The organism is Shewanella benthica KT99, assembly GCF_000172075.1.
GTDB classification, from domain to species: domain Bacteria; phylum Pseudomonadota; class Gammaproteobacteria; order Enterobacterales; family Shewanellaceae; genus Shewanella; species Shewanella benthica_A.
In genome coordinates this window covers 45,584-61,080 of sequence record NZ_ABIC01000008.1, presented here as the reverse complement: position 1 = coordinate 61,080, position 15,497 = coordinate 45,584, and the positions used below count along the sequence as shown (strand labels likewise).

Below are 15,497 nucleotides of genomic sequence, written 5' to 3'. Positions count from 1 at the left end.
TTATCCTAAGGTAAAATCATGAGTTTTAAACTGCGACTCTCTGTACTATCTATCGCTATATGCCAATCTTTTTACGCCTTCGCGGCGGCTCCTGCCAATCCCGATATTGAAGTCATTACGGTGACGGGTGACCGATTTGACAGCACTGCTGATCAACAACTAACGGTTATCAATACCATAGAGAGAGAAGAGATCGCCAGGCTCAATCCCAAATCAGTCGTCGATATATTAGAAACCTTGCCAGGCGTGAGTGTGATTCGTAGTGGCGGCGCAGGGCAGTCGGCCTCTATCAGTATACGTGGGACGAGCTCTGGCCATGTACTGGTCCTGATCGATGGCGTTCGTATCGGCTCTGCCACAAAAGGCTCCGTGAGTTTCAACGCCCTATCGCCTGAAAATATCGAACGTATCGAAGTGGTTAAGGGGCCTCGAGCCGCTATCTGGGGCAGTGATGCCATCGGTGGTGTGATTCAGATTTTTACCCGTAAACTCGAAGGTGGCGAATGGTTTGCATCGGTAGAATACGGCAGTGATGCTTATATGCGTGCCAGCGCCGGCGCGGGTGTCAGCCACGGTGATGGGCAAACCAGCATCAGTATTAACCGTGAGAAAAGCGATGGATACGATGTAAAAAACGACGGCGAAGATGATGATGATGGCTATGACCGTCTCGGCATTAGTATTAAGGGCCAGCAAACTCTCAATCAACAATGGCTATTATCATGGACGGGTCAGCTGGAAACCGGCAGCTACGAATATGACAATAGCAGAGCCAACGAGGCCGACTATGATAACTATCTATGGAACCTCGCAGCGCAATATCAAAATGATAAGCTGACCAGCAAATTCTCTTTGGGCCAATCTCGCGATCACAATGAAAATTTTCGTGCCACCGACCGTCAGGGAACCAAGGTGTATGAAACGACTCGCGATCAGATCCACTGGAGTAATCGCTACGCGGCAAGCGATGATTTGACGTTTATTGGTGGCGTCGACTGGTCACAAGAATCTATTGTCGGTGACTACGCCGTCGATCAACGTGATTTAACCGGGCTCTATGCTCTGGCGCGTTACCAGTATGGCAAGCTGCTGATAGAAGGCGTGATCCGCTATGATGATGTTGAAAATATCGATAGCGAAACCTCTTATAACGCCAGTCTTGGCTATCGATTAAACGATAGCTGGCGTGTCACTGCCAGTGCTGGGTCCGGTTTTAAGGCGCCAAGCTTTAACGACCTATACTGGCCTGGTTCGGGCAATCCAGATCTGGTATCAGAGACCTCGGAGAATATGGATCTCACCCTGAGTTATAGCGGCGAAAATATTCGTGGTTACCTCAGTGTGTATCAAAATGATATCGATAATTTGATCGCCTGGGCACCAACTGGAGAGCAAGATGATAATGGCTGGGACATTTGGCAACCGGCGAATATCAAGGATGCCGAGATCAGCGGCGTCGAACTCTCACTTACCTATGATACATGGGGCGTAGAGCATCAACTTGGCTATAGCTATATTGATGCCGTTGACGGTAAGACTGACGAACAGCTAGTGGGCCGCAGTGAACACGAATTTGATTACTCAGTTGGTTATATTTGGTCTGAAGTCGACCTATTAGTAAGCTATCACTATCAGGGCGAGCGAAAGGAGAACAGTGTCGACTATCTCGATGCTTATCATAGAGTCGATCTGAGTCTCGGTTATAAGCTTACCCAAGCGTGGCAACTTCGCCTCAAGGCCAATAACCTGCTCGATGAAGAGATCATCTCTAACCAAAACTACTTTAGCCCTGGACGTGAGCTGTTCTTCAGCGTGAGCTACCAGGCTTTTTAAATTTTATCGATAAAACTTAAGCGCCGATCCACTCGGCGCTTAAATTGGATACAGACCTAATGCCGATAACTATGGTTCTGCCAGACTCCCATATGAAAGTGAGTAACTTGAGTTGGGCAACCCCAGAAAAACGGGTGCTGGATGATATCTCTTTCTCTGTTGAACGAGGTGGTTTTTTGGGCATATTGGGGCCCAATGGTGTCGGGAAGTCATCGTTATTAAGGTGTATGTATAAGTACATGCGCCCCAGTAGCGGCGAGGTATATCTCAATGGTAAAAATATTCGCACTTTTTCGCAGCAGGAGTTTTCCACGAAAGTTGCGGTGGTTTTGCAGCACACACCGTTAGGCTTTTCGATGACGGGGAGGCAACTATTAGCCACCGGGCTGATTAACCGCCAAAAGTGGTGGCAAACCATCGATCATGCTCAAGAGAAAATTGAAGTCGACCGGGTACTGGATTTAGTCGGTTTATCCGCTCAAGGGCACCAATTATTTGAATCTATGTCTGGTGGAGAGCAGCAAAGACTCCTTATCGCCAGGGCGCTGTTGCAAAAGCCCGAAATACTATTATTGGACGAGCCAACCAATCATCTCGATGTGGGCTATCAGGTTGAAATACTCCAGTTAATTAAATCTTTAGGTATTACTGTCGTCGCCAGCATCCACGATCTTAATCTTGCCAGTGCATTTTGCGATAAACTCTTGCTACTCAGGCAGGGGAAACTGGTCAAATATGGTACTCCAGCACAGGTACTCACTCCCGAGAGTATCGAGAATATTTACGGTATCAAGACGGATGTCGACAGGCACCCGACAGGCATCCATCCAAGAGTCACTTTTCATTTTGATGGAGTTCGCCATGCGGCAGTGTAATCCAACCCTTTTCCTGACGGCTTTGATCCCTGTGGCTGTCATCTCACCCTTAATCGCCATCGCTCTGGGTACTGCCAATATCAGCCTGGTCGATGTAGTCGGTGCCATCTGGCGTGCCGTTAATTCAATGATAGAACCCGGCCCAATGGCGACTATATCCGACCGTATCATAGTTGAACTTAGGATGCCGCGAGTCCTGATGGCTATGGTGTGTGGTGCCGGGTTAGCGGTATCGGGATCGGTACTCCAGAGCGTGACGCGAAATCCACTTGCCGACCCTTATCTGTTTGGTATTTCTGCCGGTGCATCACTGGGCGCAATACTAGCCTTAACCGGGGGGATTTCTGTGCTCTCCTTGCCAGTATGTGCATTTTTAGGCTCCTTGATTGCCGTCGCTGTGGTGATGGTCATGGCGCGAGACGGCCAAGTCGAAACCTTAGTGTTATCCGGTGTCGCCATCTCTTTTCTATTATCATCGATGGCGAACCTTATTTTGTATTTCGGTGATCCTCAAGCCACTCAGATGGTGCTCTTTTGGTCTTTGGGTAGCTTTAGTCGTGCAACCTGGGGCTCACTCATGCTGCCGGCGTTCACTGTGATCATTGCCACCCTTATTATTTATCAATTTCATCGGCCGCTACAAGCCTTGATAGCCGGTGACGAGAGTGCTCAGACTCAGGGTGTTAGCGTATTGCCACTGCGCCTAGGCATGCTGCTACTCACCGCCTTAATGACCTCATCTCTGGTAGCAACCTGTGGTGGCATCGGCTTTGTCGGCCTGATGATCCCCCATGTGGTGCGGATTTTGACTGGCTCGGCGAGTGCGAGTTCACTCATCACTACCGCCCTGCTGGGCGCGGTGCTCATGGTTTGGGTCGACTTATTGGCTCGGCAGATATTACCGTCTCAAGAGTTACCGGTCGGAGTGATGACGGCCATGTTGGGTAGCGTCTTCTTCATTGGTTTACTGATTAAACGTAGACATAGGCTAAGAAAATGAAACAGTTAATCATAGGTGGTGCTCGTTCAGGAAAGAGCCGTCTCGCGCAAGAATATGCCCTCGACTGGCAGGCGCGCACCTCGGGTGAGGTTATCGTTATCGCGACCGCAGAAGTCACCGCGGGCGAGATGGCAAAGCGGATCGCACATCATAAAATAAACCGACCTCAAGACTGGAGGCTGGTTGAAACCACGCTGGATCTCACGGTCGCACTGCAGCAGTCAAGTCGCGCCGATAACCTGATTTTAGTTGACTGTTTGACCTTATGGTTATCGAACACTCTATTGAGCGATCGGAACTGGGCACAGGCTAAACAAGACTTACTCGATGTCGTCAGTCAACTTGCTGGTGAAGTGATTTTTATCAGTAATGAAGTGGGTCAGGGGGTGGTACCTCTGGGAGAATTATCCCGCGAGTTTGTCGATGAGTCGGGATGGCTCAACCAAAGCTTAGCGAGCAAGCTTGACCGAGTCACCACCGTCATTGCCGGGTTACCTCTCATATTCAAGTCCTTTGTCGAGGGAGAAAGATGAAAACAATATGGATCATATTGCTCGGACTGCTGAGTTACAGTGTCGTGGCCAAACCGCAACGCTTAGTGGCGTTATCGCCTAGTTCCGTAGAGATGCTGTTTGTCATTGGGGCCGGTGACGGCATCATAGGTACAGTTGCCTATGCCGATTACCCTGAGGTGGCAAAACAGATCCCTCGTATTGGTCGACATGACTTTCTCGACTTCGAAGCCATGCTGTTACTTAACCCGGATGCTGTGGTGCTCGATTCAACTTCGGTCTCACAGTTATTAACGAATCGTCTGCAAGCGCTTGGGTTTAAGCTTATTGATACCCGGGTCACTGAGCTAGAACAAATTCCACAGCGTTTACTGCAACTGGGTTCGCAAACGGGGCACGAAGAGCAAGCATCTCGTGTTGCACGGGAGTTTAGCCAGACGCTGGCGGCACTCAAACGCCAATATCAACACCTAGCCGTGGTGGATGTTTTTTTACAGATATGGCCCGAGCCACTCACGACCTCAGCCAGTAGCTGGATGAATGAGATCATCCAAGGTTGTGGCGGCAACAATGTCTTCGCCAATAGTGTCAATGAATACCCTCAAGTAAGCGTAGAGCAGGTATTAGCAAGATTGCCCGAAGTGATCATCAAACCCGTTCATGGTGACAGGAGTCAAGCCGATACCAAGTGGCAAGCATGGCCGGAAATCCCCGCAGTCGCTAACCATCAAATCGTCAACATTGATGGCGATTTAATCTATCGTACCGGTCCTAGAGTGTTGCAAGGCATGACGCAAATATGTGAAATTATCGACGCCGCTCGTCGGCAGCTCCAACATGATTAGCCTATATATTGGTGGTGCCCGCAGCGGCAAGTCCTCCTTGGCTGAAAAAGAAATTGGCCAATTACGGCAGGCCACAACCTATATAGCGACCGCATTAAACAGTGCCAGCATGCAGGCTCGAATTACACTACATCGGCATCAACGCCCCAGTGAATGGACCACGAGAGAAGTGCCTGTCGAGCTCAGTGATACGCTGCGGGACATTGATTGTGCTAATAGCTGCATCATTGTCGACTGTCTAACGCTGTGGCTCACCAATCAACTCATGGCAAAGGCGTGTTTAGATAGCGAAATAGATCGACTCTGCCAAACATTATCGCGCATGGAATCCCATGTGGTGCTGGTCAGTACCGAAGTCGGTCGGGGCCTTATTCCACTCGATGACATGAGCCAGGAATTTGTCAGGGCTAGTGGTGAAATGCTACAAAAAATTGCCACCATCGCCGATAGTGTGATCTTCTGCCAGGGAGCGCTCCCCTTGATTTTGAAACAACCGGCATTGAAAGCCAGAGGCGAGTGTTCGGTGGTACATGACGGCAGAGAATTATGCTGAATACCACACATTTCATGCTGCTTCGCCATGGTTTGCCTGAACAAGCAGGCCATTTATTGGGTCGTACCAATCCAGCCCTAACGGAACAAGGTTGGCAGCAGATGCGGCGCAGTGCCGCAACGCTTAATTTCGATATCATTATTAGCTCCCCCCTCATACGTTGTCAGCATTTTGCCAGTCGTTTAGCAACAGAGCGAGGAGCCGAATTGCGGGTGTTGCCACAATGGCAAGAACTCGATTTCGGCCTCTGGGATGGAAAGTCCATCGCCAGCTTATGGGAGGATGAACGGCAAGCCTACTCACAATATTGGCACGATCCGTTTATACATACTCCGCCGGAAGGTGAAACAAGCGTCGCGCTCTTGGCTAGGGTTAGTGAGAGTATTAACCAACTCAGTCGGCAATATAGGGGGAAACGTGTGTTGATCGTGACACATTCTGGCGTCATGCGGATCACCTTATCTTGGTTGATGAGTGGGGCGCACCAAGGTAACCCGCATCTGAGCAGAATTCAGTTAGATCATGCCGCGATACTTGAGTTTAATACCTATCTCGACGATGAAGATAAGCTTTGGCCTAGATTACAAGGCTTGCTGAATCCAAGCGTTCCCCCCTCCCTATAATGCTCGATGGAAACCCGTGATGAAAACTATCTGTTTCAACATACTCAATGCCTCGGCGACTCATCTTCCCGATCTGCATAAACTATCAGATGCGGGGGTTGGACGAAATTTGATGCATTATACCCCTACGCGTGATACCGAGCTTATTGTCTGTGGTCAGAGTCAAACCTCCTTACCCGGAGTCAAGGTAAGTGGTGATGGCTTGTTGTTGAATCGAGGTGTCAGTCCGGCAGTCTTGACCCGAGGCTTGCTGAGGATGTTTTACCAGGCTGGTTATAAAATTGAATTTAACAGCTTCAATTTTAATGTTCATCGGCCCAGAGTCACGCAGCAGAGCTGGTTAAGCCAAAACCAGCATTTTGGCGGCCTAGATGCTGACACTTCCACTTTAGTTGGCGAGCACTTACTTCCCACCCTGGTCGAACAATCTGAGCGAGGTTGCATCAGTATTCTGGCCGAGTGCGGCGTCGGTGGTACCACCTTCTCAACCTTCTGGTTGCGGCTGTTGACGGGATTGAAACTCACCCCGGCAGGAAGCACCACAGATCAGCACAAACTGGCCAACAAGGCAGAGATTTTACGGCAATTAGAGAGGCGTTATTTGGCTGGCAATGACTCTGAGTTTAATCTGGATAAACTCCTTGGAGACCCAGAATATCATGACAGTATTCAACAGGCTTTGTGTGAACTGCTTAGCCGTTGGCCAGAAAATATGGCCTTGCCACAATTTTGTGGCGGGATGATGTTTGTGGCTCCCCTGCTCGCTTGTCGACAAGCCAATAAATTGGCTCAAGCCGTTACCATAAACACCACTCGTTGGGTGTTGCAAGGTGATGGTCAGCAGATATTAGACTATATGCAACCTTGGTATCGACTCAACGTTCATAGCACCAACTTCAATACCTCTAAACTCGATTGCCTCAAGATTTATGAACGTGGTCAAGTCGTGGAGGGTTGTGGTCTGGGTGGTTGTCTCGTCTTGGCGGAACAATTGGGCTGGGAGGAAACAGATATTATTCAGGCTTTAGAGCAAGCGGTAGAGCAACACCTCAATCATTTCGAACAGGAAATCTTAGCATGAGTGGATTTAAATTAATGGTGCAAGGCACGACGAGTGATGCAGGCAAGAGCATCATGGTGGCAGGACTGTGTCGCGTTCTTGCTCGAAAAGGCATCCGTGTGGCGCCGTTTAAACCCCAGAATATGGCACTTAACAGTGCCGTTACTGCCGACTGTGGTGAAATCGGTCGCGCTCAGGCCGTGCAGGCACAAGCCTGTAATTTACCCCTGAGCGTGCATATGAACCCGGTACTGCTCAAGCCGAACACAGATACCGGCGCGCAAGTTATTGTTCAAGGTCATGCCATTAAAGACATGGATGCGGTCACCTATCATGCCTTTAAGCCTCAATTATTGAATACAGTATTAGAAAGCTTCGAGATATTAGGCAGAGGCATGCAGGCTAGAATAGTCGAAGGTGCCGGTAGCCCGGCGGAGATCAACTTACGCGATAACGATATCGCCAATATGGGTTTCGCCCTCGCCGCCGACACCCCAGTGGTCATTGTCGCCGATATCGATAGGGGCGGCGTATTTGCTCACCTGTTTGGTACTTTTGAGCTGTTATCCTCGGCTGAACAGAAGTTGGTTAAGGGATTTATCATCAACCGTTTTCGTGGCGATGTGAGCCTGCTGCAAGGCGGACTCGACTGGATCACCGAGAAAACCGGTGTGCCTGTGATTGGGGTAGTACCTTATCTGCATGGCTTATATCTGGAAGCCGAAGATGCGATTAACCAGCAACAATTAGAGGAGGGTAGCCACTTCAAAGTGGTTGTGCCTGGCCTGCCGAGGATCAGTAATCACACCGATTTCGATGCACTTAGGTTACACCCGGGTGTCGATCTTCAATTTATAAAACCCGGTGAAGATCTTCCTCCGGCAGATTTGATCATCTTACCCGGATCCAAGAGTGTTCGTGGTGACTTAAAGGCGCTCAGGGAGCGGGGCTGGGACAAGCAAATCGCCCGTCATGTTCGTTTCGGCGGTAAATTATTAGGAATTTGTGGTGGCTATCAAATGCTAGGTCAAAGCATAGATGATCCACTCGGTATCGAAGGGGAGCCAGGAAAGAGTGTCGGCTTGGGCTACTTGGATGTCCAAACCACTCTCAGCAAACAAAAGACTCTTAAGCAAGTCAGTGGTGAACTCAGGCTCGATGGGGCGACTCACCCGCTCAAAGGCTATGAAATTCATGCTGGGGTGAGTGAGGTGAAGGGGACTCAACCCGTTATGCTCGATGGCCAAGCCGATGGTGCAATTTGCGGCGACAATCAAATTTTTGGCAGTTATCTGCACGGTATCTTCGATGAGCCCCAAGCCTGTGATGCACTGCTTAACTGGGCGGGTTATCAGCATCAGAAAGCTCAAGATATGGTGCAACTGCGTGAAAGTAACCTTAACCGCTTAGCCGACAGCCTAGAGGAATCTTTGGATCTCGATAGTTTATTTGGCAGCATAGAAGGGTGGCATTAATGAGTATTGAAAAGGCATATTGTCCGGCTTTGTTAATTACTGCACCGAGCAGTGACAGTGGCAAGACGACGATTGTTGCCGCAATGGCAAGGTACTGGCGCAATAAAGGTAAGCGAGTCAGGGTGTTTAAAACTGGCCCGGATTTCATCGACCCTATCTTTCACGAGTTTGCCACCGGAGAGCCGGCTTACCAATTAGATCTTGGCATGATGGGGGAGGAAGCTTGTAAGCAGCATCTTTATCTGGCGGCACAACAAGCGGATCTCATTCTCATCGAAGGCGTCATGGGAATGTACGATGGCGCGAATAGCAGCGCCAACCTTGCGGCTAGATTTGGGGTGCCTTTGTTGGCGATTATTCCCGCCGCTAAGATGGCGCAGACTTTCGGTGCCATCGCCTACGGTCTGGCGCACTATCAAGACAATGTTAATTTATTCGGAGTGATTGCTAACTATGTCGGCAGCCCAGGACATGCCAAGATGTTGCAAGCTAGCCTACCCGATGGCATCGAATTTTGTGGGGCTATGCCGCGAGATAGTCGTATTGCCTTACCAGAGCGACATCTGGGATTAGTTCAAGCCCAAGAGATGGAAAGCGTCGAAGAGTGGCTCGAATATGCGGCTAAAGTACTGGGTGAGAGTGTCGATCTGCCCCTGCCAGAACCTATCTGTTTCGAGGCCGCAATAGAGACTGTTGCAGACGCGCCAGCGGTGATAAATAAACTGTTGAGTGGACAAACTATAGCCGTTGCACGTGATGCAGCGTTTTCTTTTCTCTATCGTGACAACTTATCTTTGCTCGAAAGTCTGGGTGCAAAGTTGTGCTTTTTCTCGCCGATTAATGACACCGAGTTGCCTCAGGCCGACAGTTTATATTTGCCGGGTGGTTACCCTGAACTCCACCTCGAGGCCTTGAGCCAAAATACCGCGATGCTCAGCGACATTGCCGCCCATATCCAGGATGGTAAGCCCGCCTTAGCCGAGTGTGGAGGCATGTTGTACCTACTCGCTGGCCTCAGTGATCGCCAGGGGAAGGAGGTGAAACTGGTGGCTGCCTTACCCGGTGAGGCGACAATGGAATCTAAATTGCAGGGCCTAGGCATGCTGACTGCCGATATAGGCACTCAGTCGCTTCGTGGTCATTGTTTCCACTATTCAAAAGCCGACATTGCCTTAACGCCTATCTGTACAGCCTCGCAAGCGGGCAGCATTAGAATGCCAGAAGCTGTTTACTTGCACCACAATACATTGGCCTCTTATGTGCATTGGTATTTGCCTAGCAATCCGACACTGGCGAGTGATATTTTCCTCGGTAAGCTAGCCAGAGCCGTGGAGCAAGCGTGATGAAGCGCCATCTTGGGGCGATATTGGCGGCCATGAGTTTTCTCACCAGGCTGCCAATGCCTAGCTGGGTTGCCTGCGATAGTTGGGCCATCGTCCAAGCCAGCCGCTGGTTTGCCTTAATTGGCTTATTGATAGGGAGTGTGGCAGCTTTAATATTATTATCATTAGCCCCGATAATGGGACAGCCACTGGCAGTTATTATCACCTTAGTTGGGGTTATTTTACTCACGGGCGCGTTCCATGAAGATGGCCTTGCCGATCTCTGTGATGGCTTTGGTGGTGGCTGGGAGAAAGCCCGTAAACTCGCCATCATGAAAGACAGTCAGATAGGGGCTTATGGTGTGTTGGCGCTTGTTTGTGCTTTTGCCTTAAAGCTAGTAACACTCGGGCAAATGCCGTTGGCCATGGCCGCGACTAGCTTGATCATCTGCCATGCAGGCAGTCGAACAATAGCCGGTCTCGTTGCGGTTTACCTACCTTACGCCCGAGATGATAGCAACAATAAAACGCCGCAGAAAGATGCCGAGCTACCGATTAAGAATCGAATAATTTTATGTATCTGTGGTGGTTTACCTCTGCTGATGCTGCCTATTTCGGTGGCCATGACTTTGATCGGCATTTGGCTACTGACATTTATCTACATGATTAAATTGATGAAAAGACACATTCAAGGTTATACCGGTGACGCCTTAGGTGCGACTCAACAGATCATCGAAATTGTCGGACTGGTGTTCTTTGCGATATACAGTTATCAAACCACGGTAATATTATGAGTCATCACCTCAGATAAACCGAGCCGATAACTAATCCAGACTTGCTTAATCTGGTCTTAAATCAGACATGAAAAAAGACCAACCATTCTTATAATAATGAGAAAGGTTATAAACCTCGATTAATAATTCAATTGCTCATCTTGATTATTCATTCTGGGCGATTGATTATCTATACTGCTACATGCCGACAAGAGTATTGCCATCGAGATCAAAGATAATTTTGTGGTGAGCGATGTAGATTTCATGAGATTCTCCTTTCATAGGAATATAGCCATATCCTATAAATACACATCTTCAATGAACAAAGTTTAGTCAAAGTTTGTTCATAATGGAAATCGTTCGCATTAAATTCGTTGGTTGAATAATGAACAGTTGCTTGCCTAGCACCCAGTAAACAGGGTACTTGGAACCCTATCGCTCGCTCACGCCAGCAGCATGGAAGCACTTCCCAGTGCATTTTATGGTTGGTTAGTGCTGGAATCAAGCAATAAGTGCAACACGCTTACCAGTAAAGACCTCGAGGGGTGTTAGCCCGCCTAATATCTTTCTTGGTGTTAAATTTAGTTGCAATATCCTGTTCTCGATTTCCTCCTCCGTCAGCCTAGCCATGTCGAATTTCTTAGGCCAAAACCGCCGAATCCGACCGTTAGTATTTTCATTCGTTCCTCGCTGCCAACTCGCATAAGGTTTGGCAAAATAAACCTTCGCTCCCGTCGCTTCATGAACCTTCATATGGCCTGCAAACTCACCGCCATTATCCAAGGTTATTGTCAATGCAGTATGGTTTTCAACCTTAATCTGTTGCACTTATTGTATTACCTCAGCGTCAGGCCCGCTAAATCATTAGCGAACGAGAACTTGATCTATACCGCACTCGTAGCATCATGCGAAAGCTCGGCCTAGTGGTCATCAAGATTACCTGGTAACGACGAAGTGTAAACACAGTGATAGCGTTGCAGATAACCTACTGAATCAGCAATTTAATCCTATGCAGGCTAATCAGGTTTGGGCTGATGATGTGACCTATTTAAGGACGCATCAAGGCTGGATGTACCTAGCTATAGTGATGGGCTTACATTCCAGTTGAATAGTGGGTTGGGCAATATCAAAACGCATGACCGCATGAATGGCTGTTAAACGTGGTCCATTTAACACGAGAATCAATGACGCTCAATGATAAGGGTAGACAACATTTCGCTACAACAGCGCCAATATTTAATGCCGGATCCTATCACGATTTTGTTAATGACAAGACAGTTAATGCCCCATATTGCGTGCTCCACAGGTCAAAATCATTAACAAGAAGTTATATCGACTAACAACAAATTTAAGTTAAAACAACAAAACAACTGAAGTGGCATAGTGAATTTAGAACTCTTTATTTAAGAATAAGTTGATTCTATCATTGCGTATTTTGTTGCGTTAAATAAAAATCAGGCATAAAAAAAGGGTCATCATTACTGATGACCCTTTTTTTCTGAATTGGTGGAGGCGGCGGGGCTCGAACCCGCGTCCAAAAAGCCTACATCCAAGGCACTACATGCTTAGTCTCTCTTTTAATTAACCAAGTACACTCCGAAAGACAGGATTGCAATTGGCGAGTTCAGTACTATTTCGCGGTTCACCCCTGAACGTGGTTCCCTCGCTATCAAATGTAAGATGACCATCTATAAACCAAACCCATTTGAGAAGTTTCGGCAAGATGGCTAGCTAGCCTAAGCTGCTAGAGAGTAGTTAGAGTCGTTAGCAACTATAACAGTGAGGCTTTTTACGAGGCCAACCTCCCCTCGGCATGCTCCCAGGGTTTCGAGAATCTTGTCGAATCCAGAATCGCCCCCAAGTACAATTTGATTGTAACGCGTTACTACTCTATTACCAAGCGTGTTTTGCAACTCGGTATATCGTTTGTTCGTTATGCGTACGTTTTGCGTGTTTTTATTGTTTTCAGGAAATGATTGGTTATTCATTGTTCGCACCAAGCATTTTATCATTTAAAGCTTCGTTTCATGACCGGACTCCGGCTTAAAAGCATTGCCGGAGAGACGGGAGTGCTATTCACCACGTACGGATTTTTTCATTGTGCGAGATTTTTCAATCTGCCATTCACGATCTTTGGTATCTTCACGTTTATCGTGTTCTTTCTTACCTTTACCTAGACCAATCTCAATTTTGACCCAGGCACCTTTCTGCCAGTACATAGAGATGGGTACGATAGAGTAGCCCTTACGATCGACGAGCCCTTGTAACTTATCAAGCTCTTTTCGTTTGAGCAGAAGTTTACGCGAGCGCATGGGATCACAGACGACATGGGTTGATGCGGTATTCAATGGCGCTATGGTACAACCGAAGAGAAAGGCTTCGCCGTCTCTCATAAACACATAGCTTTCAGACAAGTTAACCTTGCCCATTCGAATAGACTTAACTTCCCATCCCATTAGGGATAGACCTGCTTCCATCTTTTCTTCGAATTTATAGTCGAAGGTTGCGCGTTTATTACGGGCAATCGATGCGGAGGAGTTTTTTGATTTTTTTGCATTTTTCTTAGCCATAGGCAGACTATTATACGCAGGGACAAGTTTTTTTGGAATTGCTGCCGACGAATTATTCAAATATTTCTGCAGAATAATGAGGGTTTGCTTGCTTTTCGAACAAATAAAGCCAGTTTTGAGGGGGAATTAGGCAAACGCTGCTTTTAGGTATCTCACTTTAGGAAGAGGTGAATATGCGTTTTTCTATGATCGTGTTAAAATCCTATCATTAGTGATCATCTTTAGCGTTCGTTTAGGTGATTGTCTTCGACAACTGGTTTAATCAAATTGTTGAGATAAACTGTTTCAGGTAATAGAGTAGAATGCCCAAAATATCCCGCAGTGTGTTAGTGCGCTTTAGTGCAATGCAGATGTATGAAATCGTCAATGATGTTGAATCCTATAAAGAGTTTTTGCCCGGTTGTGTCGGTGGCAAGGTGCTTGAATTTGACGGCGAGACTATGCTCGCATCTGTAGATGTGTCTAAAGCCGGTATTAGTAAAACCTTCACGACTCGTAATCAAGTCATACCGGGTAAGAGTATTCAGCTTTCTTTAGAAAATGGCCCTTTCAAGCATCTGCTCGGCGAGTGGCGCTTCACTGAATTGACCGAAGATGCCTGCAAGATAGATTTCGAGTTAAGCTTCGAATTCTCTAGCTCTCTCGTTGAGCTGGCTTTCGGCAAGGTGTTTAAAGACTTGATGTCATCTATGGTGACGGCGTTTACCAGCAGGGCGAAAGTGATTTATCGATAGTCGTCAGCTACTCGCTAAGAGTTTCTAGCTATAAGCTAGGAGCTAAGTGCTGTTAGCTTGATTCATATTGAAAGAGATAAATTGATGAACATAGAGCAGGAACATTTTGCGGTAGAGATCATCTATGCCTTACCCACACAGCAAAAACGTATCCAGATAAACGTGGCGCCGGGGACTAGCTGTATTGAAGCGGTGGAACTGAGTGGCATGACAACCTATTTTCCTGAAATCGACCTTGAAACGGTCAAGCTAGGGATTTTTAGCCGTGCAGTTAAGCATAACGAAGTCTTAGTACCGGGGCAAAGGGTAGAGATTTATCGTCCCTTGATCGCCGATCCGAAAGATGTGCGACGACGTCGTGCCGAAAAAGCCAAAGAGGAAGGCCGGATAAATAAGATAACGGGCGCAAAGATATAGAATAGAATTGAATGAGTTCCTAACGTCAGATGTCAGGAACTCATCGATTTATTCATTTATTATTCAATTAAACCTCTGCTATTCAAACTTCTTTTCTGCTTGATATTCAGAAGTTTCTTCTTCTACTAATGGCACAGGCTCAGGACGCTGCTCTGGGAGCAAGGGCTCTTCACTGTTTTCAGCTTCAGTTTCTAGCATAGGCGCATCAGGAAGACGACTCTGGTCTAGTGGTGTGTCAAAATCTTCCGCAAGATCGTAATCTCCCACTACTTTAGTCAGCATGTCATTTTCAAAGTGAATGATCAGCTCTTTGTGTATAATACTGGCATCACGTCCACTCTTAAAGTGATACACATAATACCAAGTATCGTCGGAAAAACTGTCATGTAATACGGGTCTTCCGAGTATGTATTCAACTTGCTCCTTGGTCATCTCAATACGCAGTTTCTCTACCTGCTGAGTTTCCATATAGTTACCTTGTGGAATATCTGGCTTATAGATCAACCAGTCAAATACACTACATCCTGTTACTGATAACGAGAGCACAGCGGCGCCCAAAAGGGTAAGACTCTTCTTTTTAATTGTCATTGAATACACTACTTCATAGAAATCTATCGGTCATCATACCCAAGCACAAGCTACTGTGACAAGGGTTGATGGAACATTATTGCGTTAATTTGAGTCCTGCCAATCTCTTGGATAAGACAGCTTGATTCGATCATCATCTTTTCGATTGGTTCAGAATCGTTAGTATTATAGGTTTATCGGTCGATTTTGTGGGTAAAAAATCAGGTGTAAAACTCAGCGATAAGTCAGGTATAAAGAGTGTGTTGCATGTCGAAAATTCAGTCCCCTGTCAGGAGGCTGCAGGCTACATAAGATAGTTTAGATTTAGAACCTTACAA

General features: G+C 47.3%; 16 protein-coding genes, 1 other RNA gene and 2 pseudogenes. 14 read left to right on the top strand and 5 right to left on the bottom strand.

The features are described 5' to 3' along the window. Positions 1–18: 18 nt before the first annotated feature. From KT99_RS05330 to cobS, 11 genes are read left to right on the top strand one after another with little or no spacing between them, the layout of a single operon-like run. Complete coding sequence (locus KT99_RS05330) at positions 19–1,833, top strand: TonB-dependent receptor domain-containing protein (RefSeq protein WP_005497772.1); 1,815 nt, start codon at positions 19–21, stop codon at positions 1,831–1,833. A 59-nt stretch (positions 1,834–1,892) separates the two neighbouring features. After that, positions 1,893–2,708 carry an ABC transporter ATP-binding protein gene (locus tag KT99_RS05325; protein ID WP_005497770.1) on the top strand — a complete coding sequence of 272 codons (816 nt, stop codon included), beginning with the start codon at positions 1,893–1,895 and terminating at the stop codon, positions 2,706–2,708. Beyond that, on the top strand, positions 2,695–3,708 hold the full coding sequence (locus KT99_RS05320) for a FecCD family ABC transporter permease (RefSeq protein WP_100067617.1): 1,014 nt from the start codon (positions 2,695–2,697) through the stop codon (positions 3,706–3,708). Before KT99_RS05325 ends, KT99_RS05320 begins: the two co-directional genes overlap by 14 nt. Further along, the gene (gene cobU / locus KT99_RS05315; RefSeq protein ID WP_005497766.1) at positions 3,705–4,241 is read left to right on the top strand and encodes a bifunctional adenosylcobinamide kinase/adenosylcobinamide-phosphate guanylyltransferase; all 537 of its coding nucleotides are present in this window, start codon (positions 3,705–3,707) and stop codon (positions 4,239–4,241) included. Before KT99_RS05320 ends, cobU (KT99_RS05315) begins: the two co-directional genes overlap by 4 nt. Then, entirely contained in the window at positions 4,238–5,065 is an 828-nt protein-coding gene (locus tag KT99_RS05310) for a cobalamin-binding protein (protein ID WP_005497765.1), read from the top strand. Before cobU (KT99_RS05315) ends, KT99_RS05310 begins: the two co-directional genes overlap by 4 nt. Further along, a complete protein-coding gene (gene cobU, locus KT99_RS05305; RefSeq protein ID WP_005497758.1) occupies positions 5,058–5,618 on the top strand; it encodes a bifunctional adenosylcobinamide kinase/adenosylcobinamide-phosphate guanylyltransferase in 561 nt (186 codons plus the stop codon). Before KT99_RS05310 ends, cobU (KT99_RS05305) begins: the two co-directional genes overlap by 8 nt. After that, a complete protein-coding gene (locus KT99_RS05300; protein WP_005497757.1) occupies positions 5,612–6,241 on the top strand; it encodes a histidine phosphatase family protein in 630 nt (209 codons plus the stop codon). Before cobU (KT99_RS05305) ends, KT99_RS05300 begins: the two co-directional genes overlap by 7 nt. A gap of 19 nt (positions 6,242–6,260) precedes the next feature. Continuing rightward, positions 6,261–7,322 (top strand): hypothetical protein, encoded by a 1,062-nt coding sequence (locus tag KT99_RS05295; RefSeq protein WP_005497756.1) that lies wholly within the window; start codon positions 6,261–6,263, stop codon positions 7,320–7,322. Continuing rightward, complete coding sequence (locus tag KT99_RS05290) at positions 7,319–8,776, top strand: cobyric acid synthase (RefSeq protein WP_005497755.1); 1,458 nt, start codon at positions 7,319–7,321, stop codon at positions 8,774–8,776. The genes KT99_RS05295 and KT99_RS05290 overlap by 4 nt, the downstream gene beginning before the upstream one ends. Next, the gene (locus tag KT99_RS05285; RefSeq protein ID WP_005497754.1) at positions 8,776–10,119 is read left to right on the top strand and encodes a cobyrinate a,c-diamide synthase; all 1,344 of its coding nucleotides are present in this window, start codon (positions 8,776–8,778) and stop codon (positions 10,117–10,119) included. The genes KT99_RS05290 and KT99_RS05285 overlap by 1 nt, the downstream gene beginning before the upstream one ends. Beyond that, a complete protein-coding gene (cobS, locus tag KT99_RS05280) occupies positions 10,119–10,892 on the top strand; it encodes an adenosylcobinamide-GDP ribazoletransferase (RefSeq protein WP_005497753.1) in 774 nt (257 codons plus the stop codon). The genes KT99_RS05285 and cobS overlap by 1 nt, the downstream gene beginning before the upstream one ends. 119 nt (positions 10,893–11,011) lie before the next feature. Here cobS and KT99_RS23245 read toward each other — a convergent pair whose 3' ends face one another. Both KT99_RS23245 and KT99_RS05275 read right to left on the bottom strand, forming a co-directional pair. Next, positions 11,012–11,137: a hypothetical protein gene (locus KT99_RS23245; RefSeq protein WP_269764041.1), complete on the bottom strand. Its 126-nt coding sequence runs from the start codon at positions 11,135–11,137 to the stop codon at positions 11,012–11,014. Positions 11,138–11,372: 235 nt separating this feature from the next. Continuing rightward, a pseudogene (locus KT99_RS05275) lies at positions 11,373–11,675 on the bottom strand (IS30 family transposase); the annotation flags it as partial. Between the two features lie 133 nt (positions 11,676–11,808). On the opposite strand from KT99_RS05275, the pseudogene KT99_RS23515 reads away from it, so the two are divergent. After that, positions 11,809–11,976 (top strand): annotated as a pseudogene (locus KT99_RS23515) (IS3 family transposase); the annotation flags it as partial. Positions 11,977–12,375: 399 nt separating this feature from the next. On the opposite strand, the gene ssrA reads toward KT99_RS23515, so the two are convergent. After that, positions 12,376–12,730, bottom strand: a transfer-messenger RNA (tmRNA) gene (gene ssrA / locus KT99_RS20525). A gap of 213 nt (positions 12,731–12,943) precedes the next feature. Next, on the bottom strand, positions 12,944–13,441 hold the full coding sequence (gene smpB, locus KT99_RS05265) for an SsrA-binding protein SmpB (RefSeq protein ID WP_005497750.1): 498 nt from the start codon (positions 13,439–13,441) through the stop codon (positions 12,944–12,946). Positions 13,442–13,743: 302 nt separating this feature from the next. Here smpB and KT99_RS05260 point away from each other — a divergent pair, with 302 nt between their 5' ends. Beyond that, the gene (locus tag KT99_RS05260; RefSeq protein ID WP_005497749.1) at positions 13,744–14,175 is read left to right on the top strand and encodes an SRPBCC family protein; all 432 of its coding nucleotides are present in this window, start codon (positions 13,744–13,746) and stop codon (positions 14,173–14,175) included. Between the two features lie 84 nt (positions 14,176–14,259). Then, complete coding sequence (locus KT99_RS05255; RefSeq protein WP_005497748.1) at positions 14,260–14,592, top strand: RnfH family protein; 333 nt, start codon at positions 14,260–14,262, stop codon at positions 14,590–14,592. 78 nt (positions 14,593–14,670) lie between these two features. Here KT99_RS05255 and KT99_RS05250 read toward each other — a convergent pair whose 3' ends face one another. Beyond that, positions 14,671–15,180 (bottom strand): outer membrane protein assembly factor BamE, encoded by a 510-nt coding sequence (locus KT99_RS05250; RefSeq protein WP_005497746.1) that lies wholly within the window; start codon positions 15,178–15,180, stop codon positions 14,671–14,673. Positions 15,181–15,497: the final 317 nt, after the last annotated feature.